24 protein-coding genes are annotated in these 22,171 nt (G+C 71.0%); 12 read left to right on the top strand and 12 right to left on the bottom strand.

Features of this window, described 5'->3' with window-relative positions:
- Positions 1-35 precede the first annotated feature (35 nt).
- Both map and DEJ49_RS30050 read left to right on the top strand, forming a co-directional pair.
- On the top strand, positions 36-803 hold the full coding sequence (map, locus tag DEJ49_RS30055) for a type I methionyl aminopeptidase (protein ID WP_150187009.1): 768 nt from the start codon (positions 36-38) through the stop codon (positions 801-803).
- 46 nt (positions 804-849) lie between these two features.
- The gene (locus tag DEJ49_RS30050) at positions 850-2,724 is read left to right on the top strand and encodes a WD40 repeat domain-containing protein (RefSeq protein ID WP_150187008.1); all 1,875 of its coding nucleotides are present in this window, start codon (positions 850-852) and stop codon (positions 2,722-2,724) included.
- Between the two features lie 47 nt (positions 2,725-2,771).
- Here DEJ49_RS30050 and ggt read toward each other — a convergent pair whose 3' ends face one another.
- Positions 2,772-4,607, bottom strand: coding sequence for a gamma-glutamyltransferase (ggt, locus tag DEJ49_RS30045; protein ID WP_150187007.1), 1,836 nt, complete (start codon positions 4,605-4,607; stop codon positions 2,772-2,774).
- A 104-nt stretch (positions 4,608-4,711) separates the two neighbouring features.
- On the opposite strand from ggt, the gene DEJ49_RS30040 reads away from it, so the two are divergent.
- From DEJ49_RS30040 to DEJ49_RS30030, 3 genes are all read left to right on the top strand, one after another.
- On the top strand, positions 4,712-5,467 hold the full coding sequence (locus DEJ49_RS30040) for a hypothetical protein (protein WP_150187006.1): 756 nt from the start codon (positions 4,712-4,714) through the stop codon (positions 5,465-5,467).
- 133 nt (positions 5,468-5,600) lie between these two features.
- On the top strand, positions 5,601-6,785 hold the full coding sequence (locus DEJ49_RS30035) for an Ig-like domain-containing protein (protein WP_150187005.1): 1,185 nt from the start codon (positions 5,601-5,603) through the stop codon (positions 6,783-6,785).
- Positions 6,786-6,901: 116 nt separating this feature from the next.
- A complete protein-coding gene (locus DEJ49_RS30030) occupies positions 6,902-8,503 on the top strand; it encodes a CocE/NonD family hydrolase (protein ID WP_150187004.1) in 1,602 nt (533 codons plus the stop codon).
- A 56-nt stretch (positions 8,504-8,559) separates the two neighbouring features.
- On the opposite strand, the gene DEJ49_RS30025 is transcribed toward DEJ49_RS30030, so the two are convergent.
- The 11 genes from DEJ49_RS30025 to DEJ49_RS29975 form a co-directional block, all read right to left on the bottom strand.
- Complete coding sequence (locus tag DEJ49_RS30025; protein WP_150187003.1) at positions 8,560-9,441, bottom strand: amino acid ABC transporter permease; 882 nt, start codon at positions 9,439-9,441, stop codon at positions 8,560-8,562.
- The gene (locus tag DEJ49_RS30020; RefSeq protein WP_150187002.1) at positions 9,438-10,082 is read right to left on the bottom strand and encodes an amino acid ABC transporter permease; all 645 of its coding nucleotides are present in this window, start codon (positions 10,080-10,082) and stop codon (positions 9,438-9,440) included. The genes DEJ49_RS30025 and DEJ49_RS30020 overlap by 4 nt, the downstream gene beginning before the upstream one ends.
- Before the next feature lie 9 nt (positions 10,083-10,091).
- Positions 10,092-10,997 carry a glutamate ABC transporter substrate-binding protein gene (locus DEJ49_RS30015; protein ID WP_150188566.1) on the bottom strand — a complete coding sequence of 302 codons (906 nt, stop codon included), beginning with the start codon at positions 10,995-10,997 and terminating at the stop codon, positions 10,092-10,094.
- A 46-nt stretch (positions 10,998-11,043) separates the two neighbouring features.
- Positions 11,044-11,787, bottom strand: a complete 744-nt coding sequence (locus DEJ49_RS30010; protein ID WP_150187001.1) for an amino acid ABC transporter ATP-binding protein — start codon at positions 11,785-11,787, stop codon at positions 11,044-11,046.
- 123 nt (positions 11,788-11,910) lie between these two features.
- Entirely contained in the window at positions 11,911-12,354 is a 444-nt protein-coding gene (locus tag DEJ49_RS30005; RefSeq protein WP_150187000.1) for a DUF6278 family protein, read from the bottom strand.
- Positions 12,355-12,429: 75 nt separating this feature from the next.
- Positions 12,430-13,677 carry a PP2C family protein-serine/threonine phosphatase gene (locus DEJ49_RS30000; RefSeq protein WP_150186999.1) on the bottom strand — a complete coding sequence of 416 codons (1,248 nt, stop codon included), beginning with the start codon at positions 13,675-13,677 and terminating at the stop codon, positions 12,430-12,432.
- Positions 13,674-14,684: a SpoIIE family protein phosphatase gene (locus DEJ49_RS29995; protein ID WP_150186998.1), complete on the bottom strand. Its 1,011-nt coding sequence runs from the start codon at positions 14,682-14,684 to the stop codon at positions 13,674-13,676. Before DEJ49_RS29995 ends, DEJ49_RS30000 begins: the two co-directional genes overlap by 4 nt.
- Complete coding sequence (locus DEJ49_RS29990) at positions 14,681-15,160, bottom strand: anti-sigma regulatory factor (protein ID WP_411757211.1); 480 nt, start codon at positions 15,158-15,160, stop codon at positions 14,681-14,683. Before DEJ49_RS29990 ends, DEJ49_RS29995 begins: the two co-directional genes overlap by 4 nt.
- Positions 15,144-15,539 (bottom strand): STAS domain-containing protein, encoded by a 396-nt coding sequence (locus tag DEJ49_RS29985; protein WP_409238429.1) that lies wholly within the window; start codon positions 15,537-15,539, stop codon positions 15,144-15,146. The genes DEJ49_RS29990 and DEJ49_RS29985 overlap by 17 nt, the downstream gene beginning before the upstream one ends.
- Before the next feature lie 8 nt (positions 15,540-15,547).
- Entirely contained in the window at positions 15,548-16,429 is an 882-nt protein-coding gene (locus DEJ49_RS29980; RefSeq protein ID WP_150186996.1) for an STAS domain-containing protein, read from the bottom strand.
- A 179-nt stretch (positions 16,430-16,608) separates the two neighbouring features.
- Positions 16,609-17,136 (bottom strand): MarR family winged helix-turn-helix transcriptional regulator, encoded by a 528-nt coding sequence (locus tag DEJ49_RS29975; protein ID WP_150186995.1) that lies wholly within the window; start codon positions 17,134-17,136, stop codon positions 16,609-16,611.
- 122 nt (positions 17,137-17,258) lie between these two features.
- Between DEJ49_RS29975 and DEJ49_RS29970 the strand changes: the two genes are divergently transcribed.
- From DEJ49_RS29970 to DEJ49_RS29945, 7 genes are all read left to right on the top strand, one after another.
- Positions 17,259-18,413: a PP2C family protein-serine/threonine phosphatase gene (locus DEJ49_RS29970; RefSeq protein WP_190329491.1), complete on the top strand. Its 1,155-nt coding sequence runs from the start codon at positions 17,259-17,261 to the stop codon at positions 18,411-18,413.
- 104 nt (positions 18,414-18,517) lie between these two features.
- Entirely contained in the window at positions 18,518-18,928 is a 411-nt protein-coding gene (locus DEJ49_RS29965) for an ATP-binding protein (RefSeq protein WP_150186993.1), read from the top strand.
- 17 nt (positions 18,929-18,945) lie between these two features.
- Positions 18,946-19,092 (top strand): hypothetical protein, encoded by a 147-nt coding sequence (locus DEJ49_RS36085; RefSeq protein ID WP_190329490.1) that lies wholly within the window; start codon positions 18,946-18,948, stop codon positions 19,090-19,092.
- Positions 19,089-19,721: a PRC-barrel domain-containing protein gene (locus DEJ49_RS29960; protein ID WP_150186992.1), complete on the top strand. Its 633-nt coding sequence runs from the start codon at positions 19,089-19,091 to the stop codon at positions 19,719-19,721. Before DEJ49_RS36085 ends, DEJ49_RS29960 begins: the two co-directional genes overlap by 4 nt.
- Positions 19,718-20,143 (top strand): hypothetical protein, encoded by a 426-nt coding sequence (locus tag DEJ49_RS29955; RefSeq protein WP_150186991.1) that lies wholly within the window; start codon positions 19,718-19,720, stop codon positions 20,141-20,143. The genes DEJ49_RS29960 and DEJ49_RS29955 overlap by 4 nt, the downstream gene beginning before the upstream one ends.
- A gap of 99 nt (positions 20,144-20,242) precedes the next feature.
- The gene (locus DEJ49_RS29950; protein ID WP_150186990.1) at positions 20,243-21,499 is read left to right on the top strand and encodes a sensor histidine kinase; all 1,257 of its coding nucleotides are present in this window, start codon (positions 20,243-20,245) and stop codon (positions 21,497-21,499) included.
- Positions 21,496-22,155: a response regulator gene (locus DEJ49_RS29945; protein ID WP_150186989.1), complete on the top strand. Its 660-nt coding sequence runs from the start codon at positions 21,496-21,498 to the stop codon at positions 22,153-22,155. Before DEJ49_RS29950 ends, DEJ49_RS29945 begins: the two co-directional genes overlap by 4 nt.
- Positions 22,156-22,171 lie beyond the last annotated feature (16 nt).

Below are 22,171 nucleotides of genomic sequence, written 5' to 3'. Positions count from 1 at the left end.
TATACCGGCATTCAAATACCGGTATAGTTATTGGCATGGTGGAACTCAAGACAGCAGAATCGATCGACGCGATGCGCGAAGCGGGCCGCATCGTCGCCCAGGCCCTCACCGCCGCCCGCGAGGCCGCGGCCCCGGGCGTCTCCCTGCTCGACCTGGACGCGGTCGCCCACGACGTCCTGCGCGAGGCCGGCGCCTCCTCCCCCTTCCTCGGCTACCGCCCCCACTTCGCCCCGACCCCTTTCCCCGCCGTCCTGTGCGCCTCGGTCAACGACGCGATCGTCCACGGCATCCCGACCTCCTACCGGCTGCGCGACGGCGACCTCGTCTCCCTGGACTGCGGCGCCGAGCTCGCGGGCTGGGCCGGCGACTCGGCGGTCAGCTTCACCGTCGGCACCCCGAGGCCCGAGGACGAGCGCCTGATCCGGACGGCGGAGCGCGCCCTGGAGGCGGGCATCGCGGCGGCGGTCGTCGGCAACCGCATCGGCGACATCGCCCACGCCATCGGCACCGTCTGCCGCAAGGAGGGGTACGGCATCCCGGAGGGCTTCGGCGGCCACGGCATCGGCCGCCGCATGCACGAGGACCCCGGCGTCCCGAACGAGGGCCGCCCCGGCCGCGGCATGCCCCTGCGTCCCGGCATGGCCCTGGCCATCGAGCCGATGGTGATCGCGGGCGGCGGCGACGGCTACCACCCCGCCCCGGACGGCTGGACGCTCCGCACGAACGACGGCAGCCGCGCGGCGCACGCCGAGCACTCCGTCGCGATCACCGAGGACGGTCCCAGGATCCTCACGGCACTGTGACCCTTCGGGGACAGTCCCCGACCTTGATCATCCGTACGCTTCTCCGGTGACCCGAGAGATCATTGACTACGGACAGTTCGCGGACCGGTTGCGGGCGTGGCAACAGGGCGGCCAACGCTGGGAGTTGCTCCACGCGGTGCAGGAGGAGTGGGGGTACGAGGATCCGGGCGGCGAGCCGGGGCACTCCCGGTGGGGCGGCGAGAACCGCACGGACGGCATCGACTGGGAGCTGCCCGTCCCGCAGGCCCTGAACGAGTGGTGGGACTCCCCGCTCAACTCCTTCGCCTTCAACCCGCGCCTGTACTGGGTCCACACGCAGTGGCCGCCGACGATATCGGAGCTCGAACTGCCCGCGGACAGCCCGCTCGTGGCGCCGGGCGGCGACCGCCGCGTCTGCGTCTTCATGTCGGAGTACCACTACAGCCACGAGTGGGGCTATCTCGCCGCCGACGCCGAACTGCCCGACCCGCGCGTCGTCGTGAGCCTGCGCGGTGAGTGGGTCGTGCAGAGCGGGTCGCTCTCCGAGTTCCTGACGCAGCTGGCCTTCGAGCGGCTGCCCGCGCACTACGGCTGGACGCTGCGGGTGCGCAGGGCGGTCGTCGAGGCGGACCCGGAGATCGTCCGGCGCCTGACGTCCTCGTACCGTGAACTCGGGCTGCTGCCCTGGCAGGAGATGGGGACGGACGCGCTGTCGTACGGCGCTCCGGACGCGGTCGTACGGCACGGGCGCGGGCCGGGCGCCGACTTCGCGCTCGTCATCAACGCCCGGACGCGCGAGGCGCTCGTCGCGGTCGCCGAGACCCTCGGCGTCGACTGGTCCGGCGACAAGGCCATCAGCCCGCCCACGGAAGTGCCCGCGCCCCTGGAGAATCTCGGCCCCGTCTCCCTGGCGCAGGGCGTCACCGACCCCCGGGGCCGCTGGAGCGTCGTCTCCCGCGGCCACAGCGCCCCGCCCGCGGTGCCCGGCGCCGCCGCCGCGCTCGTACACCCGCCCGGCGCCCTGCGCTCCGTGGCCGCCGACCGGAACGCGACGACGCTCGTGGCGGGCGACGCGGACGGTTGGGTGCACGTCCTGGAGACCGACGACGAGTCCCCCGAGACCATCAGCCTCGCCCTGCACCGCGCCCCGGTCACCGCGCTCGCCTGCCTCGGGCTCGGCAACGGCAAGCGGCTCGTCCTGAGCGGCGACGAGCACGGCGTGATCCGCTACTGGAGCACTCGCCGCAAGCCGCTGCGCGCCCCCTTCGCCCGCCGCGCCACACCCGTCCGCGCGCTCGCCCTCGCCCAGCTGGAGACCGGCCCCGCGCTCGCCGCCGCCTGGGCCGACGGCCTGGTCCGCCTCTGGGACCTGGGGTCCGACGCGGTGGCGTCCCTGCGCCTCGGCACCGGCATCCGCTTCCTCGGCCTCGACGCGGACGGAACCCTGCACGTCACCGACGACCACGGCACCTCGTCTCTCCGTCTGGACACCGCGAAGCTGTGGCCGCACCGCGACCTCCGGCTGCGCCTGGACGCCGTCGACTGGGGGTCCCTGTGGACCGCGCGCGGGCCCGGCCACATGGTCCCCGACCTCATCGGCAAGGTCGCGTCGGACGACAAGAAGACGGCCATGGACGCGGTCCACGACCTGTACCGGCTGCTGGTCTCCAAGGACGCCGCGTCGACGGCCGCGGTCCCCGCGATCCCGTTCCTGGTCGAGCTGATGACGGACCCGGACAACACGTCCCGCAGCACGCTGCTGCTGCTCATCGCGGACCTCGCCGACGTGCGCCGGGCGCGGGGCGGCCGCGGCGACGCGCAGCTGGCCGCGGTCCGCGAGGCGCTGCCCGTCCTGCGGTACCTGCACGACGACCCGGAGTCGTCGATCCGCTGGGCCGCGAACGAGCTGGAGCAGAACTGTGCGGCGTCACCCGCCGCGTAGCCGTACGACCGCCGGGGGCCGCCTCACCGCGGCCCCCGGCGCCGCTCTCACTTCTCGGGGCGCACCACCATCGCCGAGCCGCCGCCCCTGCGGACCTTCTCCGCCGCCGCGAGCCACTTGCCCCCCGGCAGCCGCTGCACGCCCGTGGCCGCGCCGATCTCCGGGTTCTGCTTGAAGGAGTGCCCGATCGCCTCCAGTGAGTCCCGCGACGGGCTGTTCCAGAGGCCCGGTTCGAGCTCGGTCTGCGCGGCGTTGCGCTGGCTGGCGCGCGGCGCGGCGATCGCGTCGACCAGCGGGAGGCCACGGTCGACGAAGCCCGTCAGGGTCTGCAGGACGGTGGTGACGATGGTCGCGCCGCCCGGCGAGCCGAGGGCCACCACCGGCTTGCCGTGCTTCAGCACGATCGTCGGGGAGATCGAGGAGCGCGGCCGCTTGCCGGGCCCCGGCAGGTTCGGGTCGTGCACCGCGGGGTCGGCGGGCGCGAAGGAGAAGTCGGTGAGTTCGTTGTTGAGCAGGAAGCCGCGGCCAGGGACGGTGATGCCGCTGCCGCCCGTGGACTCGATGGTGAGGGTGTACGCCACGACGTTGCCCCACTTGTCGGCGGCGGTGAGGTGCGTGGTGTTCTCGCCCTCGTACGTCGTCGGGGCCGCCTCGTCGCCCTTGCCGCAGGGCGCCGGGTGACGGGGGTCGCCGGGTGCGAGCGGGCTCTTGAGCACCGCCGTGTCCTTGATCAGGCACTCCCGCGAGTCGGCGAACCGCTGCGAGAGGAGTTGCTTCGTCGGTACGTCCTCGAAGGCCGGGTCGCCCACCCAGCGCCCCCGGTCGGCGAACGCGATGCGGCTGGCCTCGATGTAGCGGTGCAGGTACTTCGTCTTCGACGCCTTGGAGAGGTCGGTGCGCTCCAGGATGTTGAGCGCCTCGCCGACGGTCGTGCCGCCGGAGGAGGAGGGCGCCATGGAGTACACGTCGAGTCCGCGGTAGGAGGTCTTGGTCGGGGCCTGGCGCTTGACCGCGTACGCCTTGAGGTCCTTGAGGGAGAGGTCGCCGGGCCGCACCACGCGGTCGGCCGCCGGGTCGACGGGCGGCTTGTTCACCGTCCGCACGAAGTCCTTGGCGAGGTCACCCCGGTACAGCGCCTCGACTCCCTTGCGGCCGAGCTCCTGATAAGTGCGCGCCAGGTCGGGGTTCTTGAACGTCGAGCCGACCACCGGCAGCTTGCCGCCGGGCAGGAACAGCTTCGCCGTGGCAGGGAAGTCCCTGAACCGCTTCTCGTTCGTCTCCGTCTGCGAGCGGAACGTCGGATCGACGGTGAATCCGTCGCGCGCGAGCCGCTCGGCGGGCTTCAGCAGGGTGCCGAGGCTCCGGCTGCCCCAGGCGTCGAGCGCCGACTGCCAGGTGGCGGGCGTGCCGGGGGTGCCGACGCCGAGGCCGCTGGTGACGGCCTGGTCGAAGGGGATCGGCTTGCCGTCCTCCAGGAAGAGGCCGGAGCCGGCGGTGCGCGGGGCGGTCTCGCGGCCGTCGATGGTGCTGACCTTGTGGGTCTTCGCGTCGTAGTGGACGAAGTATCCGCCGCCGCCGACACCCGCCGAGTAGGGCTCGGTGACGCCGAGCGCGGCGGCGGTGGCGACGGCCGCGTCCACGGCGTTGCCGCCCTTCCTCAGGACCTCGATGCCGGCCGCCGAGGCGTCCGGGTCGACGCTGGCGACGGCACCGCCGTGGCCGACGGCGACCGGCGTCTTCTCCGGCGCGGCGGATTCCGCCGCGCGCGTGGGCGAGGCCGGTTCCGCTGAGCGCGTAGGCGAAGGGGGCGCGGCCGCACCGACCGACACCAATACCCCTCCGACCGCCAATAGCGTCAGATTACGTACGACAGCGCGACGCATTCGTACCTCCAGTCAACAAACGTCTGCGCAGCGTAACTTCGCGGTGCCCGCCGCGTCAGGACCTCATCGAACACGGGTCCGGTGGCCCGCTAGCATGCGGCGCCATGACTGAAGACGTGCGCAACCTCGTCCTCGGCCTGATCGCGGTCGGCATCAGTGCCGTCCTTGGCTGGCTCGCCCGCGGCTACCTGTGGAAGCGCAGGCTCCGCCGCAAGCAGGCCTTCTTCGGGCTGCCCGACAACGCCGAGTCGCTGCTCGTGGTGAACCGTGACGCGGGCGGGCCCGAGCTGACCGTGGTGCGCCAGGACGTGCTCGCCCTCATCGAGCTGTCCGGCGTGATCAAGGAGTGCGGCGGGCACGCCCAGGTCGTCGCGCACGACGCGGCCCAGCAGGGCTTCGGCGAACGCACCGAGTTCTGCGTGGGCAATCCGGTGGCGAACCGCCGCATGGCCGCGCACATGCACTCCCTGCTGCCCGGCGTCCGCGTGAACTCGGAGCCGGAACCCGTGCCGGACCGCGGGGCCTTCCAGATCGGCGCCGAGCGCTACCGCCTGGAGGCCGGTCTCAACGAGTACGTGATCCTCGCCCGCCTCACCGCCGACCAAGGGCAGGAGGCGAGACCCGTCTTCCTCTTCTGCGGCCAGCGCGCCGTGACCAGCCAGGCGGCCACCCGCTATCTGGCCCGCCACCACGAGAAGCTCGCCCGCAAGCACGGCAACAACTCCTTCGTCCTGCTCCTGAAGGTCGTCAACTCGCAGGCGTACGGACCCGACGTCGTCGAGCTCGTCGCGGACGTCACGCGCGCTGCCCAGACCCCGATCCCCACCCCGTCGGTGCGCAACTCCCATCGCGCCAAGTGACTCCGCGCTCACCCGGCGTCGACACACACGGGGCCCTTCTGTGACCTAGCAGGCAATTTCCGCACATCGGGCAACCTGAAGCCGCCTTCAGGGCTCTCTCCGTGCAGTTCCACATTCGCACGGAGGTACGTTCTTGACCCCCCAGAGCTCCACGAGCCGCCGACGCCCGCTTCGCACCCGCCACGCGGCAGCCGCGGGCCTTGCGGTGCTCACCGCCGCCCTGACCGCCTGCTCGGGCGGCGGCGAGTCGTCCTCCGCCGAGGCCGCCGAGAAGCCGCAGATCAAGGTGAACCTCACCGGCCAGAAGGCCGAGGCGGGCAAGCCCGTGCGGGTCAGCCTCGCCGACGGCAGGCTGAAGAAGGTCACGGTCGCCGACGACAAGGGCGCCGCGCTGTCCGGCAAGGTGTCGGCGAACGGCACCACCTGGACGTCGGAGCGCAAGGCGGCGCCCGGCACCGCCTACAAGGTGGAGGCGACCACCGCCGAGGGCGGCAGCGCGAAGTCGTCGTTCAGGACGGCCGCTCCCGAGAAGGTCAACAAGGTGACCCTCGCCCCGGGCAAGAGCACCACGGTCGGCATCGCCCAGCCGCTGTCGATCACCTTCGACAACCCGGTGCGCAACAAGGCCGAGGTCGAGAAGCACCTGAAGGTGACGACCTCGAACGACACCGAGGGCTCCTGGGGCTGGATCAAGAACTACGACGGCAAGGACCGCGTCGACTGGCGGCCCAAGGAGTACTGGAAGTCCGGCACGAAGGTGAAGCTGGACGCGCGGCTCAACGGCATCGACTCGGGCGGCGACGACTGGTTCGTACGCGACTACGCGACGAACTTCACCATCGGCAAGAGCCAGGTCGTCAAGGTGAACCTGGACAGCAAGACGGCGACGCTCACACGCGACGGCAAGACCGTGAAGTCGCTGCCGATGTCGGCGGGCACGCCCGGCGGCGAGAAGGCCTCCTGGGGCGGCACCTCCGTCCTGATGTCGAAGGAGGGCACGATCAACATGCGCTCCGAGACGGTCGGCCTCGGCAGCTCCTACGACAAGATGGTCGACTACTCGATGCGCCTGACCTGGTCGGGCATGTACGCGCACGCGGCCCCCTGGAACGCGTCGTACTTCGGCAACACCAACCACAGCTCGGGCTGCGTCGGCATGAGCGACGGCAACGCGGGCTGGCTCTACGGCCAGGCCCAGATAGGTGACCCCTTCGAGGTCACCGGCAGCGGCTCGAAGGGCGTCCCGGACCCGGGCAACGGCTACGGCGAGTGGAACATCTCCTGGTCCGACTGGCAGGCCAAGAGCGCGCTGAAGTAACCGTGCCCCCTTCAACGATCGTTACCGGGGCGTAACTTACTGACGGGTTACCCCCGGTAAAGGTTCGCGGTTACCGTCGGGTCACTTTGCACTTTCAACGAGTGAGGAAGTGACCCGTGAGAGCTCCGCACCCCCACCGCGTCCTGCGCACGACCACCGCGGGCGCCGTCTCGGCGACCCTCGTCGTCGGCGCCGCCTTCGGCCTGGCCCCGGCGGCGCAGGCCGCACCGGTCGCAGGGCCACGAGCCACGAGCGCCGCCGACGTCCGCTTCGTCGACATCCCCGGCGACGGCGGCACGGTCCTGAAGGCCAACGTCTTCACCCCGAAGGACGCGAGGCCCGGCGCGAGGTTCCCCTCGATCGTGCTGCCCACCAGCTGGGCCATGCCCCAGATCGAGTACGTGGCCCAGGCCCAGAAGCTCGCGGACTCCGGCTACGTCGTGGTCAGTTACAACTCGCGCGGCTTCTGGCAGTCCGGCGGCGAGATCGAGACCGCGGGCCCGAAGGACATCGCGGACGCCTCCAAGGTCATCGACTGGACCCTGGCGAACACCCCCGCCGACCCCGGGAAGGTCGGCATGGCGGGCGTCTCCTACGGCGCGGGCATCAGCCTGCTCGCCGCCGGGCACGACAAGCGGGTCAAGGCCGTCGCCGCGATGAGCGGCTGGGCCGACCTCATCGACTCGATCTACAGCGGCCGCACCCAGCACGCGCAGGCCGCCGCCCTCCTCGGCGGCGCGGGCGCTCTCACCGGCCGCCCCAGCGCCGAGCTCCAGCAGACGCTCAAGGACTTCCTCGGGTCCAACCTGGACAAGGAGGACGAGATGATCGCGTGGGGCGCGAAGCGCTCCCCCGTGACCCATCTCGACCGGATCAACGAGAACGGCGCGGCCATCATGCTCGGCAACGCCTGGGGCGACGCGCTCTTCCCGCCCAACCAGTACGCGAAGTTCTACGACCGTCTGACCGGACCCAAGCGCCTGGAGTTCCGCCCCGGCGACCACGCGACGGCGGAGGCGACCGGCCTCCTCGGCCTGCCCAACGACACCTGGACCAACACGCAGCGGTGGTTCGACCACTACCTCAAGGGCCAGGACAACGGCATCGACAAGGAACAGCCGGTCCAGCTCAAGTCCCGCTCCGAGGGTGGTTACGAGGGCTACCCGGACTGGAAGTCGGTCGGCCCCACCCGCAAGAAGATCGACATGGCGGGCTCCACCACGATCCGCACGAACGTCGACTCGGGCGCCAACGGCGGGATCGCCATCCTGTCCAACGCCCTCGACCAGTTCCTGAAGATCCCGCCGATGGCCTCGGTGCCGCTGCTCCCGCGCCGCTACACGGGCGTCTGGCAGTCGGAGAAGTACATGTCCGCCCAGCGGGTGCGCGGGACCGCGAAGCTGCACACGACGCTCTCCAGCACCAAGGAGAGCGGCACCCTCGTCGCGTACCTCTACGACGTGGGCCCGCTCGGCCTCGGCAAGCTGGTCAGCAACGCGCCGTACACCTTCCACGGCAAGACGCCCGGCAAGCCGTTCGGCGTGGACCTGGAGCTGTTCTCCACGGCCTACGACGTACCGGCAGGGCACAGGCTCGCCCTGGTCGTCGACACGGTCGACCCGCTCTACATCGAGCACAACCCGTCCGGCGCGCAGCTGACCTTCTCCTCGCCGGCGGCGGACCCGTCGTACGTGTCCGTCCCCCTGCGCGAGCAGTGATCTCCGGCTGCTGCCGGGTGGGCGTTGGCCCTGTTGGCTACTGCTCCCCCAAGATCTTAACGATCAGGGGGGACCCCCATCGGCAGCAGCGTCCCTGGTTCGGCCGGGGCCACGTCCGCGGCCTCGGTCTTGGGATTGCGCCGCTGCCGCTTCGACACCCACTGGGCGAACCACGACAGCAACATGCACATCCCGATGTAGATCGGTGAGATCACCATGACAACGGGGATGAAGGGCAAATCGTAGTCGAGGTTCGACGCGATGAGTTTCCCGGCATGGAGGAACTCCTCGTAGGTGATCAGATATCCGAGCGAGGTGTCCTTCAGGGCCACCACCAACTGGCTGATGATGGCGGGCAACATGGCCCGCACGGCCTGCGGTACGAGGACGTGTCCCATGACCTGTGTCTTGCGCATTCCGAGCGCGTAGGCCGCCTCCCGCTGCCCCCTCTCGACGGAGTTGACGCCGGATCGGAAGACCTCGGCGAGTACGGAGCCGTTGTAGAGCGTGAGTCCGGCGACCAGCGCGGGCAGCGGCTGCACCTTCAGCGCCACGAAGACGAAGAAGATCATCACAAGCACCGGCATGGCGCGGAAGAACTCCACGACGAGCGTGGCGAGCCAGCGCACGGGGCGGTGGTCGGAGAGCCGCCCCGTCGCGAGCAGTCCGCCGAGCGCGAGCGCGAGGACCGCGGAGATGGCGAAGGCCTTGAGCGTGTTGCCGAGGCCCCTCAGGAGCAGTTCCTGGATGCCCTTGTACTCGAAGGGCGTCCACTTCGTGGCCGTGAACTGGTCGGTGTCGAACAGCAGATACAGGATCCACCCGACGAGCGCCAGGACGAGCAAAGTGGAGATGACGCCGTACAGCTTGTGGCGGCGCACGGTCTTCGGGCCCGGGATGTCGTACAGGGCGGTCGAATCGTGGGAGAGGGCTTTCATCGGGCGACTCCCCAGCGCTTCTCGAGGACATTGAAGATCGCGCTGATGGCGAGGGTGATGATGAGGTAGCCGACGGCGATCCAGACGAAGGTCCAGATGATGTTGTAGCCGAGCTCGCTGAGCGTCTTGTACGAGCCGAGCAGCTCGGTGACGCTGAACGCGCCCGCGATCGCCGAGTTCTTGGCGAGCGCGATCAGGTTGGAGCCGACCGGCGCGATGACGGACCGGAACGCCTGCGGCAGCACGATCGTCGACAGGGTCTGGCCGAAGCTCATGCCGAGGCTCCGTGCCGCCTCGCCCTGCCCCTTGGGCACGGTGTTGATGCCCGACCTGAGCGCCTCGCAGATGAAGGCGGAGGTGTAGCAGCCGAGGGCGAGCACGGCGAACACCTTGAAGGGCAGCACGAGTCCGAAGCGCGGCAGTCCGAGCAGCACCGCGAAGAAGAGCAGCGTGAGCGGGGTGTTGCGCAGGACCGTCACCCACACCGTGCCGAACGCCCGGAAGGACCCGACGGGCGCCACCCGGAACGACGCCATGACGAAGCCGAGCGCGAGGGCCAGGAGCGAGGCGTAGACGGTGAGTTCGACGGTGCCGAGGAAGCCCTTGCCGAACGTGGAGAAGTTGTCTGTCAGTACGTCCACGACGCCTCCTCAGCTCGCCGGGTAGCGGTCGATGGCGGGCGGCTTCGGCGCCGGGACCCCGGAGAGGCCGAGGGTGGCGTCGTAGGCCTTCTTCCAGTCGCCGTCCTTCTCGCGGGCGGCGAGGGCGTCGTCGACGGCGAACCGGAGGGCGTTGTCGCCCCGGGGCACCCCGATGCCGTACGGCTCCTCGGAGAACGGCTTGCCGACCACCTTGAGCTCGTCGGGCGCCTTGGCCGCGTAGCCGATCAGGATCGCGTCGTCGGTGGTGACGGCGTCGACCTGGTAGGTCAGCAGGTTGTCGACGCAGATCGAGTACGTGTCGTAGGCGACGAGGGTGGCCTTCGGGTAGTCCTTCTGGATCCGCTGGTACGGGGTGGATCCGGCGGCCGAGCAGACGCGTTTGCCGTCCAGGTCCCCGGGGCCCTTGATGTCCTTCTCGTCGGTGCGCACCAGCAGTCCCTGGCCCGCCATGTAGTAGGGGCCGCCGAACCCGACGAGCTTCTTGCGGTTGTCGTTGATGGTGTAGGTGCCGACGTAGAAATCGATCTGCCCGTTCTGCAGGGCGGTCTCGCGGTTGGCCGACGCGATCGTCTTGTACTCGATCCGTTGCGGGTCGAGGCCGAGCGAGGCCGAGATCATCTTGGCGATCTCGATGTCGAAGCCCGAGTAGGCGCCGCTCGCCGGGTCCTTCTCGCCGAGGTAGGGCTGGTCCTCCTTGGCGCCGACGACGAAGCGGCCGCGGCTCTTCGCCTTCTTCCAGGTCCCCGACTCGGGCAGCCGGAAGCCGGTCGCGACCCGGTACTTCGGCAGTTCCTCGGCCGAGGGGCCCTTGGTGGGCGGGCTGCCCTCCTTGCCGCACGCGGCGGCTGCGCAGGCGGCGAGCACGAGCGCCGCGAACAGGCGCGTCGTACGCATGGCGTGGCGCGTGGTGTGTCGTTTCACGAGCACGTCCCCTCCCCCGTCAGTGCTTGAGGATCTTGGAGAGGAAGTCCTTGGCGCGCTCGCTCTCCGGGCGGGTGAAGAAGTCCTCGGGGGTCCGGTCCTCGACGATGCGGCCGTCGGCCATGAAGACGACCCGGTTGGCCGCGGAGCGCGCGAAGCCCATCTCGTGGGTGACGACGACCATCGTCATGCCCTCGCGCGCGAGCTGCTGCATGACTTCGAGGACCTCGTTGATCATCTCGGGGTCGAGGGCCGAGGTCGGCTCGTCGAAGAGGAGCGCCTTGGGGTCCATGGCGAGCGCGCGGGCGATGGCGACGCGCTGCTGCTGGCCGCCGGAGAGCTGCGCCGGGTACTTGTCGGCGTGCGCGGAGAGACCCACGCGCTCCAGGAGTTCGCGGGAACGCTTCTCCGCCTCGTCCTTCTTGCGGCCCCGGACCTTGATCTGTGCGAGGGAGACGTTCTGGAGGACGGTCTTGTGTGCGAAGAGGTTGAAGGACTGGAAGACCATGCCGACTTCGGCACGGAGCCGCGCGAGCGCCTTCCCCTCGTCGGGCAGCGGCCGCCCGTCGAGCCTGATCTCCCCCGACTGGATCGTCTCGAGCCGGTTGATCGTCCGGCACAGTGTCGATTTGCCCGACCCCGAAGGGCCGATGACCACGACCACCTCCCCCTTGCCGACGGTGAGGTCGATGTCCTGGAGGACATGCAGCTCTCCGTAGTACTTGTTCACATCACGCAGCTCGATCAAAGGATCGACGGCCATGGCAAGACCTGCCCACTCTCAGCTGTGTTCGTCCGCGCAAACTATCCACGTGGAAACGGGACTTACTGGACGACACGCACTTATGGGCATTAACCGTATTTGAGGCAATTAGGGTTACGCGGGTTACGTCTCCGACGCCTCGCCGTAGACCTGCGACAGCTCGGGGGCGCCGTGCACCGCCCAGTCGAGTCCCGCCTCGACCACCTGGATGTCCCGCCCGGTCTTCAGCCGTACGACGGGGCTGCCGCCCGGCCACACGTGCCAGGTCGCGCCCGGCACCGTCCGCACCACCACGGTGCCCAGATAGAGGCCCGCGTCGTTGCCGAGCCACGGCAGCAGCTCGGGATCGTCGCGCCAGCGCGGCAGGAGCTGGTCGAGGGCGGCCAACGACGCCGGTGAGTCGTCGAGTTCGAGCCCCGCGGCACTGGCCTGGGACCGGAGCAGTTCACACTCGGACAGCAGGTCGGCGACGCCGTCCGGGTCTTCCTCGAACACGGCCGCGAGGCCCTTGGCCGGGTCCGTCGCGGTGTGCCGCCTGCGCCACTTGTCGAGGAACGGGATGTTCATGGTCGACCTCTCCGTGTCCCTTTTCCGCGAATGTTCCTGCATCAGTTGATCACGAAATCGGTCGAATCACCCTACTCAGGAAGTGCGCCGTACGGCGATCGCGAGGGTGTCGTCCTGGTGAAGCACCTCACTGACCAGCTCTTCGGCCACCAGGCCCGGGATGCGTTCGGTCGGCTCGACGCGGTGGCGGCACAGGGCGTCCTTGAGGCGGGCCTCGCCCTCGCACGGGTCCCTGCGGCTCTCGGTGAGGCCGTCGGTGTAGAGGAGCAGCACGTCGTCGGGGCCGAGGTGGGTGGTCAGGACGCGCTCGCTGCCGGGCATCGGGAAGCCGACGCCACGCCCGCGCACCTCCAGGTACGTGGTGGTGCCGTCGCCGTGGCAGAGGAGGGCCGGCGGGTGGCTGCCGTTGGCGAGGTCGAGGCGGCCGTCGGCCGGGTTGAGGCGGGCCAGCTGCAGGGTCGCCATGACGCTCTGGTCGAAGGGCGCCAGGATGCTGTCGGTGCGGGCCACGATGCTCTCCAGCGGATGGCCTTCGAGGGCGAGGGTGCGCACCGCGTGGGTGACGGTGAGGGCGGTGCGCGTGCTCGCGATGCCGTGCCCGAGCGCGTCGACGACGGTGATGTGGACGGTGCCGTCCGGGAGGGTGAACCAGTCGTACAGGTCGCCGCCGGTCGGGGCGTCGTCGCTGGCGGGCGCGTAGTGCACCGCCAGTTCGAGTCCCGCGACGTGCAGGGGCCTGGGGCGCAGGGCGTCCTCCAGGGCGCGCAGGGTGCGGCCGTGCGCCGTGCGCAGCTGCTCGTCGCGCTCTTCGAGCTGTACATAGAGGGCCAGGACCCCGCTGTTGGTCTCGGCCAGTTCGTCCTTGAGCCTGCGGTGCTCGTCGGCGAGGGCGTCGGCGCGGGCCAGCGCCGCGCGCAGCTCCTCCTCCAGGAGCGCGACGTCGGCGTCGTCGTGCCGTACCGTCGCCGCGCGCAGGGCCGCGGGGCGGCTCGCGGACCGTCCGTCGGGCAGGGGGAGGTTCCACACGACGGTCCCGTCGGGGCGGGCCTGTGCGCCGTGCGGCAGGGGGTCCGTCACCGGGTCCGCGCCGGAGGCCTGGTGGGGCAGGCGCAGGGCGAGGGTCAGCCGGCGTTCGCCGTCCTCGTCGGTGCCGCGTCCGCTCAGGAGCGTGACGGGGCGGCCGCCGCCGAGGACGGGGGCGGCGACTTCGCTGAGGGACTGGACCAGGCGGGCCCGCTCGTCGGCGGGCAGGCGGTGTCCGAGGGCGATGCTTCGTACGGTGTGCCGCAGCGCCGCGAGCGTACGGACGGTTTCGCGGGTCATCTCATTCCCAGGTGGGGGCCAAGAGCGAGGACGGTGGCATCGTCGCGGCGACGTCGGTGCGTGTGGGCCAGCGAGGCCGCGAGGAGTGCCGGGGGCAGGGTGAGGCGCGCGGCCGTGGCGGCGTAGGCCCAGCGGTGGTCGATGCCGTCGGTGTGCAGGACGACGCTGGTGTGCGGGGTCAGGTCCACGAACCGGCTCCTCGGGGTGGGCAGGGTGTATCCGACAATGCCCGCCTGCCCGGTGAGCTGGTGGTTGACGCCTTCCGAGGTCAGCGTCACGGCGCGGACATTGCCCACGCCACAGTATTCGGCGCGTCCGGGGGCGACGCGCAGGGCGGCGACGGCGGCGCCGCGGGTGTGTCGCAGTGCTTTGTGCAGCGCTGTCATGATCTCGGCCAGCGGGGCGTGGGGGTGGGCGAGGAAGGTGCGCTCGGCCCGCTGGGTCGCGGCGGCCGCCTCGGGTCCGTGGCCGAGGCCGTCGATGACCAAAGCGGTGCGTATGCCGTCCTGTTCGGCGACGGCGTATCCGTCGCCGCTGGCGTCCTCCCCGTCGGCGGGCAGGCACAGCGCTCCGGTGGCGCCCGCGGACCGTGCGGCGCCGGGCGGGGCGATGCGGGCGTGGGCGAGCGTGCCGAGCTCCGTGGTGGAGCGGATGGCGAAGTCGGTGGCGATGCGGCGTGCGGCACCGAGACCCGCGCCCATCGTCTTGGTGGTGCTGTACCCGTCCCTGAGGCTCAGTCCGATGTCGCGCATGCCGGGGCCGCTGTCGACGGCGATCACGTCCATGCCGCCGACGAGCGGCGAGCGCTGGACGAACAGGGCGCCGTTGCGCGCGTGCTTGATGATGTTGCTGGCCAGCTCGCTCGCGAGGACCGCCGCCTGGTCGGGCAGCGCGCCCGGCATCTCGCAGGCGGTCGCGAGCGAGCGGGCCTGGTCGGCCGCGCTCTGCACGGCGCTCGGATGATCTATGGCGATGTGCAGAGTGCGTACGGTCGAGCCGGTGTTCATCGTCGTTCGTTCCAGCGCACGGCCGTGATGGTGGTGCCGAGGCCCGGCGACGAGTCCACGTGGAACTCGTGCATGAGACGGCGGGCGCCGCCCAGGCCGTGCCCGAGTCCGGCACCGGTCGTGTACCCGTCGGTGAACGCCTGGTCGAGGTCGGCGATGCCGGGGCCCTCGTCGCTCACCTCCAGGCGCAGCCCGCACCGGTCGCCCTGTCCGACGGTCTCCAGGGACAGGGTGCCGCCCCCGCCGTGCACATAGGCGTTGCGGGCGAGTTCGCTGGCGGCGGTGACGATGCGCGTCTGGTCGACGAGCCCGAAGCCGGCGCGCTGCGTCGCGTCCCGCACCGCGTGCCGCACGGTGAGGAGGTCCTCCTCCGAGCGGATGGCGTGGACGGTCCGGACGTCGCCGTCCTGTCCGCTCGCGGAGCGCGTCGGGGCAGGCAGGGCGGTCACCTTGTCGAGATCACCGTAGAGGGACAACGGGGGCCCCCTTTGGGGGTCGAGGAGCCGGTTGCCAGCCCAACGCGATCATGCCCTGCTCCGCGTTGAGGGTCGTCTCCACACCGGACAGCTCCAGGCCGAGTTCCACCAGGGTGATGGCGACGGCCGGCCGCATGCCGGCCACTATCACCCGGGCGCCGAGCAGCCGGGCCGTGGTGGTCAGTTCCATCAGCGTACGGGCCACGAACGAGTCGATGATCTCGAGCCGCGAGATGTCGATGAGGATCGCGCGCGCACGGTCGGCGACGATGCGCTCGGTCAGCTCCTCGGTGACGGCGACGGCCGCCTTGTCGTCGAGTTCATTGAGCAGGCCGGTGACCAGCACATCGCCCAGGCGCAGGATCGGGACTCCGCTCAAGTCGCCACTCACCGCGCATCCGCTAGAGAGGCCCGCTGCATCGGCTGGTCCGTGAGCATGGGGATGGCCGCGGCGAGTGCGTCGGCCAGCGTCGACCGCGTCAGGATGGCCGACAGGTCGATGCCGAGCTGAGCGATGATCTGGGCGATCGGCGGCCGGATGCCGCTGATCACGCAGTCGGCGCCCATCAGCCGTACGGCGTTGACCGTCTGCATCAGGTGGTGCGCCACGGCCGTGTCCACGGTGGGCACACCGGTGATGTCGATGATCGCGACCTGCGCCTCGTCCCGCTCGATGGCCTCGAGGAGGTTCTCCATCACGACCTGCGTACGGGTCGTGTCGAGCGTCCCGATCAGCGGTACGGCGAGCACGTGGTCCCACAGGCGCACCACCGGGGTGGACACCTCGAGGAGCTGGCGGCTCTGCCGCCGGATGATCTCCTCGCGTCCTTCCACGTAGATGTCGAAGGACATGGCGCCCGCGGTGTCGAGCAGGCGGTTGATGAAGAGCGCCGCGTGGTAGAGCGCGGTCACGTCCCGCGTCTCCTGCTGCACCGCCTCCAACAGCGCTTCCTTGAGCGCCAGTACGGCCTGCGAGGTCGCCGTGGGGGTGGCGCCGCCTCTGGCGCGGCGCAGCGAGAGGTCGGTGACGCACTGGCGGAGACCGGGGTGGGAGCCCACCACGTCCCGCGCGGGCAGCTCGGTCTCCAGGCCGGCGAGCAGCGCCTCGACCAAGGAGTCGGCCTCTTCGTTCAGCTCCGCCTCGGTGACGCCGGTCTCCAGGACCGCCAGTTCCGACTGGAGCTCGACCCAGCGGTCGGCGACCTTCTCCCCCTGCTCGCGCAGAGCGGCGATGACGCGCAACCGGGCTTCGGACTCACTGGAGTTCATTCCATCCACCTTAGCAATTGTTGTCGCACGGCAAATGTTAGCCGAGGTATGCGATCTTGGAAGGCGGAAGTCGGGTACGTCACTGCCGGACGTACGCGAGTACCTGGAAGCGCCAGGAGTAAACTCACGTGATCGGGCGAACCGTTACGGCACGCTCCGCGCCCCGACCTCGCCCCGTCTCAAGCGGACTCGGCGGTACCGTCCCGCGCGGGGGGCCTTCGCCCGGGGACAGTCCCGGAGACGGTCCCGGGGGCGGTGTCCTCCACCGACCGCTGGAAGCCGCTCAGGCCGCGCACCAGCGCGGAGCGCTCCGCGGGGTGCATCGCCGAAATGGCGTCAAGCAACGCACTCTCCCGGCGGGCCCGCAGTTCGTTGAGGTAATTTTTGCCCCGGCTCGACAAGCGCAGTTCGAGCTCACGGCGGCTGGCTGAACTGAGGGAGCGCTCGATGAAGCCCAGGGCATGAAGGCGGTCACACATACGACTCACCGAAGACGGCGCCGACCCCAGACACTCGCCGAGCGTCCGCAGGTTGATGCCCTGCGCGCCGTCCAGGACGTACAGCACACGCAGCTGTGACGACGAAACGGGTGCTGTCGGGGCGATGTCCCTGCCCCTGCTCCACAGCACCTCGAGCAGTTCGATGACTTCCCGGGCAGCATGCGTGGCCGCATCCTGACCGCCCCTGACGGAAGTTTCGGAGTCCATGGCCTCAACTGTGACACTTCGCAATGGCCCTGTCAGTCGCTGAGACACGGCGGACACTCGGCCCCTTCCCGCACTCCCGACCCGAACCCGGAACAGGTGGTACCCGACACGTGGACAGATTCATGGCTGTGGAGCGAGCCCTGCGCACCTCAGCACCGCACGCTCTCCTCGAAACAGTGCGGAACGCGCTCATCGGCCGCTACACAGCCTGCTCGGTCGACCTGCTCATGGCCGACTACGCGATGACCATACTCCAACCGGTCGACGCGCTGCCGCACACGGCGTCGCCCGTGCCGGTCGACGGCAGCCCGGCGGGACGCGCCTTCGGCGCGCAGGAACCGTACATCGAGACCGGCGCCGACGGAGACCCCGTCACCGTCCACCTGCCGGTGAGCGTGCGCGGCGACCGCACCGGCATCCTCAGCGTCCGCCTCCCCGCGAAGGCCTGCGACGCGGGGACCGTGCGCGAGCTCTGCGACATCGCCGAGGTCCTCGGGCACGAGATCGTCGTCGCGGAACGGGACACCGACCTCTACCTCCAGGCACGCCGCGCCGACCGACTCACCCTCGCCGCCGAGATGCAGTGGGAACTGCTGCCCGGCCGCTCCTGCTCCCGTCCCGAGTACGACATCGGCGCCCAGCTCGAACCGGCGTACGCGATCCACGGCGACAACTTCGACTGGTCGGCGTCCGCCGAGGACCTCACCCTCACCGTCACCAACGGCATGGGCGAGGGCATCGAGGCCGCGCTCCTCACCAGCCTGGCCATCAACGCCCTGCGCAACGCGCGCCGGGCCGGACTGTCCCTGACCGACCAGGCCTGCCTGGCCGACCAGGCCGTGTACGGCCACTACCAAGGCGCCGTGCACCTCTCCATGCTCCTCCTGCGCTTCGATCTGGCCACGGGCGAGACGGAGATCATCGACGCGGGCTCCCCGCGGATGTGGCGCGTACGCGGCGGCAAGGCCGAGCCCATAGAGCTGGACGCACAGCTTCCGCTCGGCATGGCCGAGGACACGCCCTACAGCGCGGAGCGCTTCCGCGCCGAGCCCGGCGACCGGCTGCTGTTCGTCAGCGACGGTGTCTACGACGTGGCGTCCCCGACGGGTGAGCGCTACAGCGAGCGCGCCCTCACCCGGGCGATGACCAGCACCCGCCTCCTGCCGCCCTCGCAGGTCCCGCGCGCGGTGCTCCACGAGCTGTCCTGGCACCGCGGCCCCGCCGCCGCCGACGACGACGCGATGATCCTCTGTCTGGACTGGCGGGGCCGCCCCTGAATCGCGGCCGCGCACATCGGCCGGAACGGAGGCGTTGATACCGCTGTTCCCCGGGCAGATGTTCTTTCCGGACGGGACGGCCGTCCCCAGGGAGGAGGAGTCTCATGCGGACGCAGCGCGCACCGCTCACCCGACCGCCGGAAACGGCCACCTTCGACAAGAGACCCGAAGCGGTCGCCGACGCACGGGACCTCACCCGGGCCTTCGTCGCCGGACTGTCCCCGGCGGTGGAGGAGCGCAAGGCGTCGAGCATCGAGCTCGTCGTCTCCGAACTCGTCACCAACGTGGTCCGGCACGCCCGCGGCACCCTGTGCTCCCTGCGGCTCCAGGCCCGCAAGGACGTCGTCACGGTCGCCGTCTCCGACGCGGACCCGCGGCCCCCGCGGGAGCGCACGCCCGATCTCATGGGCAATACGGGCGGGTTCGGCTGGCCGATGGTGCGGCGCCTGGCGCGCGTGGTGACCGTCACCCTGGACGCGTCCAGCAAGACGATACGGGCGGAACTGGCTCGGTAGCCGCCGGGAGGTGGACGATGGTGTGGTGGGCGTGGGTGATCGCCGTGGTCGTCGTGGTGGGTCTGCTGGGCGCCGCGGTGGTCGGCGTGCAGGCCCGGCGGCGCAGCGGGGGCGTGATCGTGGTGCGGCGCGGCCGCGGGCCCGGTCGGGGGAGGACACGATGACGTCGTCCGTCCCCGCGGCGCTGATGTCGGCGAGCGATCTGACCAAGCGTCCGGTGGTCACGCTGGGCGGCGAGGCGGTCGCCCAGGTCAAGGACGTCGTGCTCGACGGCGCGGGCGGCCGCATAGCCGGGTTCACGCTGGCCGGCCGGGGGCTGCTCTCCGGTCCGCTGCGCAAGAGCCTGCCGTGGGCGGCGGTGCACGCGCTGGGCGTGGACGCCGTGATGATCACCTCGGCCGAGGCCCTGGAGGACAAGTCGGCCGTCGCCTCCTGGGAGAAGGAGTCCGGCGGCCTCGTCCGCGGGGCGCGCGTGCTGACGGACCAGGGGGTGCAGGTGGGCACCGTCCTGGACGTGGTGGTCGAGGCGGGCCGCGAAGGCCGGATCGTCGGCGTGGAGATGTCGTCCACGGAGGCGCTCGGCCGGCACGGGCGCACGGTGTTCCTGCCGCTCGGCGACCACCCCGCCATGACCGGCGACACACTGCTGGTACCGGCGCAGGACACCGAGCACGCCGTCGAGGAACTCGGCGAACTGGCCACGGCGTTGTGGCGCAAGCGGCTCGCCCGTCCCGGCACGACGGGTCCGGGCGGGACGGATCTCCCCATGACCGGTGAGGAGCGGACCTCGTGATGCTGCTGAGCCGGACCGTGGGCCGCCCCGTCGTGAGCTCGTCGGACGCCGCGCAGGTCGGCACGGTCGCGGGTCTCGTCCTCGCCCCGGAGGAGGCCCGGATCACCGCGGTCCGGCTGGACGGGGCCAAGGACGGCGCCGACGTGGTGGCGTGGACGGACGTGCACGCGGTGGGGCCGGACGCGGTGGTCGTCAACACGGCGTCGGCGGCCCGGTTCGCGTCCACGGACTCGTCCGGGAGCCAGGACCTCCTCGGGAAACGGCTCCTGACGGAGCTGGGCGACGCCGCAGGCACCCTCGCCGACGTCGCCTTCGACCCCGAGTCGGGCCGCATACACACCCTCCACACGTCCCGCGGCGAACGCATCCCGGGGCGGCACCTGCTCGGCGTCGGCTCGTACGCCGTGGTCGTGCGCGTCTGACGGAGCGTCGGCCACGGAACGCGGTGGGGCCGCTGTCGACCGTGGTCGTACACCCGTGGACCGATGCCCCGCGCCACTCCCCCTGGCTACGCTCTCCGCATGTCAGCCACCCCGTCCCTCCCGCTGCTCAAGTACGCCCCGCCGAGCGTCTGCGTGGCCGTGTCCTGGTGCTCGGGCACCCTGTTCGGGGCGCGGGCGTACTACGGGATCTCGTGGCTGCCGACGAGCACGGTGCCGGCGCCCGGCCCGTGGCAGTGGCTGCTGGTGGCCGTCGCCGCCGGGGCGGTGCTGGGGGCGAGCCGCCTGCTGAGCCGACGCCCGCTGCTGTCCCTGGCGCTGCTGATCGGCGCCTCGTACGTCGCGACGCATGCGATCGGCGCGACGAACCTGGGTTTCCTGCAGTACGCGGCGGTGGACATCGCCATGGGTTCCGTCGTGGCGACCGCCGCCCGCGGCACCCGCGTCGCCGCCGTCGTCATGGCCCTCTGCGCCCACCCCCTGCACGCCCTCCTCCGGCAGCTGCTCGGACTCCCCACGCGCCTTGAGCACAACCTCACGTCCAGCTGGTCCGACTGGCAGACCGCCGTCCTGCTGGCCGTCGTCGCCTGGCTGGTCGGCGACTCGGTGCGCCGGACCCGCGCCTATACGGAGCGGCTCGGCGCGCAGGCCGCCGCGCAGGCCGTCACCGCGGAACGGCTGCGCATCGCGCGGGAGATGCACGACACGGTGGCCCACAGCATCGGCATCATCGCGCTGCAGGCGGGCGCGGCGGCCCGGGTCGTCGAGACCCAGCCCGCCGGGGCGCGCGAGGCGATGACCGCCGTGGAGAAGGCCGGCCGGGAGACGCTGGCCGGGCTGCGCCGGATGGTGGTGGCGCTGCGCGAGAGCGAGCCGGGCGAGGACCGGGAGCGAAATCCGCAGCGGGAACCCGCGCCGCGCGGGCCCGCCGAAGGCCTCGCGGACGTCGACAGGATGGCCGCGTCGACGACGGCCGCGGGGGTGCGCGTCGACGTGGTGTGGCGGGGCGAGCGGCGGCCGTTGCCCGCGGACATCGACCTGTCGGCGTTCCGCATCATCCAGGAGTCCGTCACCAACGTGGTGCGGCACGCGGGCACGGCGTCCTGCACGGTGTCCGTGGACTATCGCGAGGAGGAGCTCACCATCGAGATCGAGGATGCGGGAAGAGGCGGCACCGGACCGTCCCGCGGTTCGGGGCACGGCGCAGGATTCGGCCTGGTCGGCATGGGCGAGCGGGTCGCCCTGCTGCACGGCGAGTTCAATGCCGCACCGCGCCCCGGCGGCGGCTTCCTGGTCAGCGCCACGCTGCCCGTGCCGGCCGCGGCGGGTGCCCGGTGACGGTCCGCGTGCTGCTGGTCGACGACCAGCCCCTGATCCGCACCGCGCTGAGCATGGTCATCACCGAGGCCCCGGACATCGAGGTCGCCGGTGAGGCCGCCAACGGCGACGAGGCGGTCCGGCTCTGCGCCGAACTGCGCCCCGACGTCGTGGTGATGGACATCCGGATGCCCGGCATGGACGGCATCGAGGCGACGCGCCTGATCACGTCGGGCGCCACGCCCGCGCACGTCGTCGTCCTGACCACGTTCGACGACGACGAATACGTGTACGGGGCGCTGCGCGCGGGCGCAGCCGGATTCCTCGTCAAGGACATGGCGCTGGACGACATCCTCGCGGCGGTGCGCACGGTCGCGACCGGCGACGGTCTGCTCGCGCCGGGCGTCACCCGCCGCCTGATCAAGGAGTTCGCGGGCCGCCCCGAGTCGGTACCGCCGCGCGAGGTGTCGATCTCCGGCATCACGGACCGCGAGCGCGAGGTGCTCACCCTGGTGGGGCGCGGCCTCTCGAACTCCGAGATAGCCGCGGAGCTCTGTCTGAGCGTCGCCACGGCGAAGACGTACCTGACCCGCCTCCTGGCGAAGCTCGACGCGAGGGACCGGGTGCAGCTGGTGATCATCGCGTACGAGAAGGGGCTCGTGTCGACGGCGTCCTGACACAGGCTCCGAGTGG

Source organism: Streptomyces venezuelae (assembly GCF_008642335.1).
Classification (GTDB): domain Bacteria; phylum Actinomycetota; class Actinomycetes; order Streptomycetales; family Streptomycetaceae; genus Streptomyces; species Streptomyces venezuelae_F.
The sequence above is the reverse complement of the archived record's forward strand: the minus strand, read 5'-3'. Positions and strand labels throughout refer to the sequence as shown.

Coding starts and splice junctions, on each gene's coding strand:
- map (WP_150187009.1), top strand. CDS start 36: ATGGTGGAACTCAAGACAGCAGAATCGATCGACGCGATGCGCGAAGCG.
- ggt (WP_150187007.1), bottom strand. CDS start 4,607: ATGCGTCGCGCTGTCGTACGTAATCTGACGCTATTGGCGGTCGGAGGG.
- DEJ49_RS30040 (WP_150187006.1), top strand. CDS start 4,712: ATGACTGAAGACGTGCGCAACCTCGTCCTCGGCCTGATCGCGGTCGGC.
- DEJ49_RS30025 (WP_150187003.1), bottom strand. CDS start 9,441: ATGAAAGCCCTCTCCCACGATTCGACCGCCCTGTACGACATCCCGGGC.
- DEJ49_RS30015 (WP_150188566.1), bottom strand. CDS start 10,997: ATGCGTACGACGCGCCTGTTCGCGGCGCTCGTGCTCGCCGCCTGCGCA.
- DEJ49_RS30010 (WP_150187001.1), bottom strand. CDS start 11,787: ATGGCCGTCGATCCTTTGATCGAGCTGCGTGATGTGAACAAGTACTAC.
- DEJ49_RS30005 (WP_150187000.1), bottom strand. CDS start 12,354: ATGAACATCCCGTTCCTCGACAAGTGGCGCAGGCGGCACACCGCGACG.
- DEJ49_RS30000 (WP_150186999.1), bottom strand. CDS start 13,677: ATGACCCGCGAAACCGTCCGTACGCTCGCGGCGCTGCGGCACACCGTA.
- DEJ49_RS29995 (WP_150186998.1), bottom strand. CDS start 14,684: ATGAACACCGGCTCGACCGTACGCACTCTGCACATCGCCATAGATCAT.
- DEJ49_RS29980 (WP_150186996.1), bottom strand. CDS start 16,429: ATGAACTCCAGTGAGTCCGAAGCCCGGTTGCGCGTCATCGCCGCTCTG.
- DEJ49_RS29975 (WP_150186995.1), bottom strand. CDS start 17,136: ATGGACTCCGAAACTTCCGTCAGGGGCGGTCAGGATGCGGCCACGCAT.
- DEJ49_RS29970 (WP_190329491.1), top strand. CDS start 17,259: ATGGCTGTGGAGCGAGCCCTGCGCACCTCAGCACCGCACGCTCTCCTC.
- DEJ49_RS29965 (WP_150186993.1), top strand. CDS start 18,518: ATGCGGACGCAGCGCGCACCGCTCACCCGACCGCCGGAAACGGCCACC.
- DEJ49_RS36085 (WP_190329490.1), top strand. CDS start 18,946: ATGGTGTGGTGGGCGTGGGTGATCGCCGTGGTCGTCGTGGTGGGTCTG.
- DEJ49_RS29960 (WP_150186992.1), top strand. CDS start 19,089: ATGACGTCGTCCGTCCCCGCGGCGCTGATGTCGGCGAGCGATCTGACC.
- DEJ49_RS29950 (WP_150186990.1), top strand. CDS start 20,243: ATGTCAGCCACCCCGTCCCTCCCGCTGCTCAAGTACGCCCCGCCGAGC.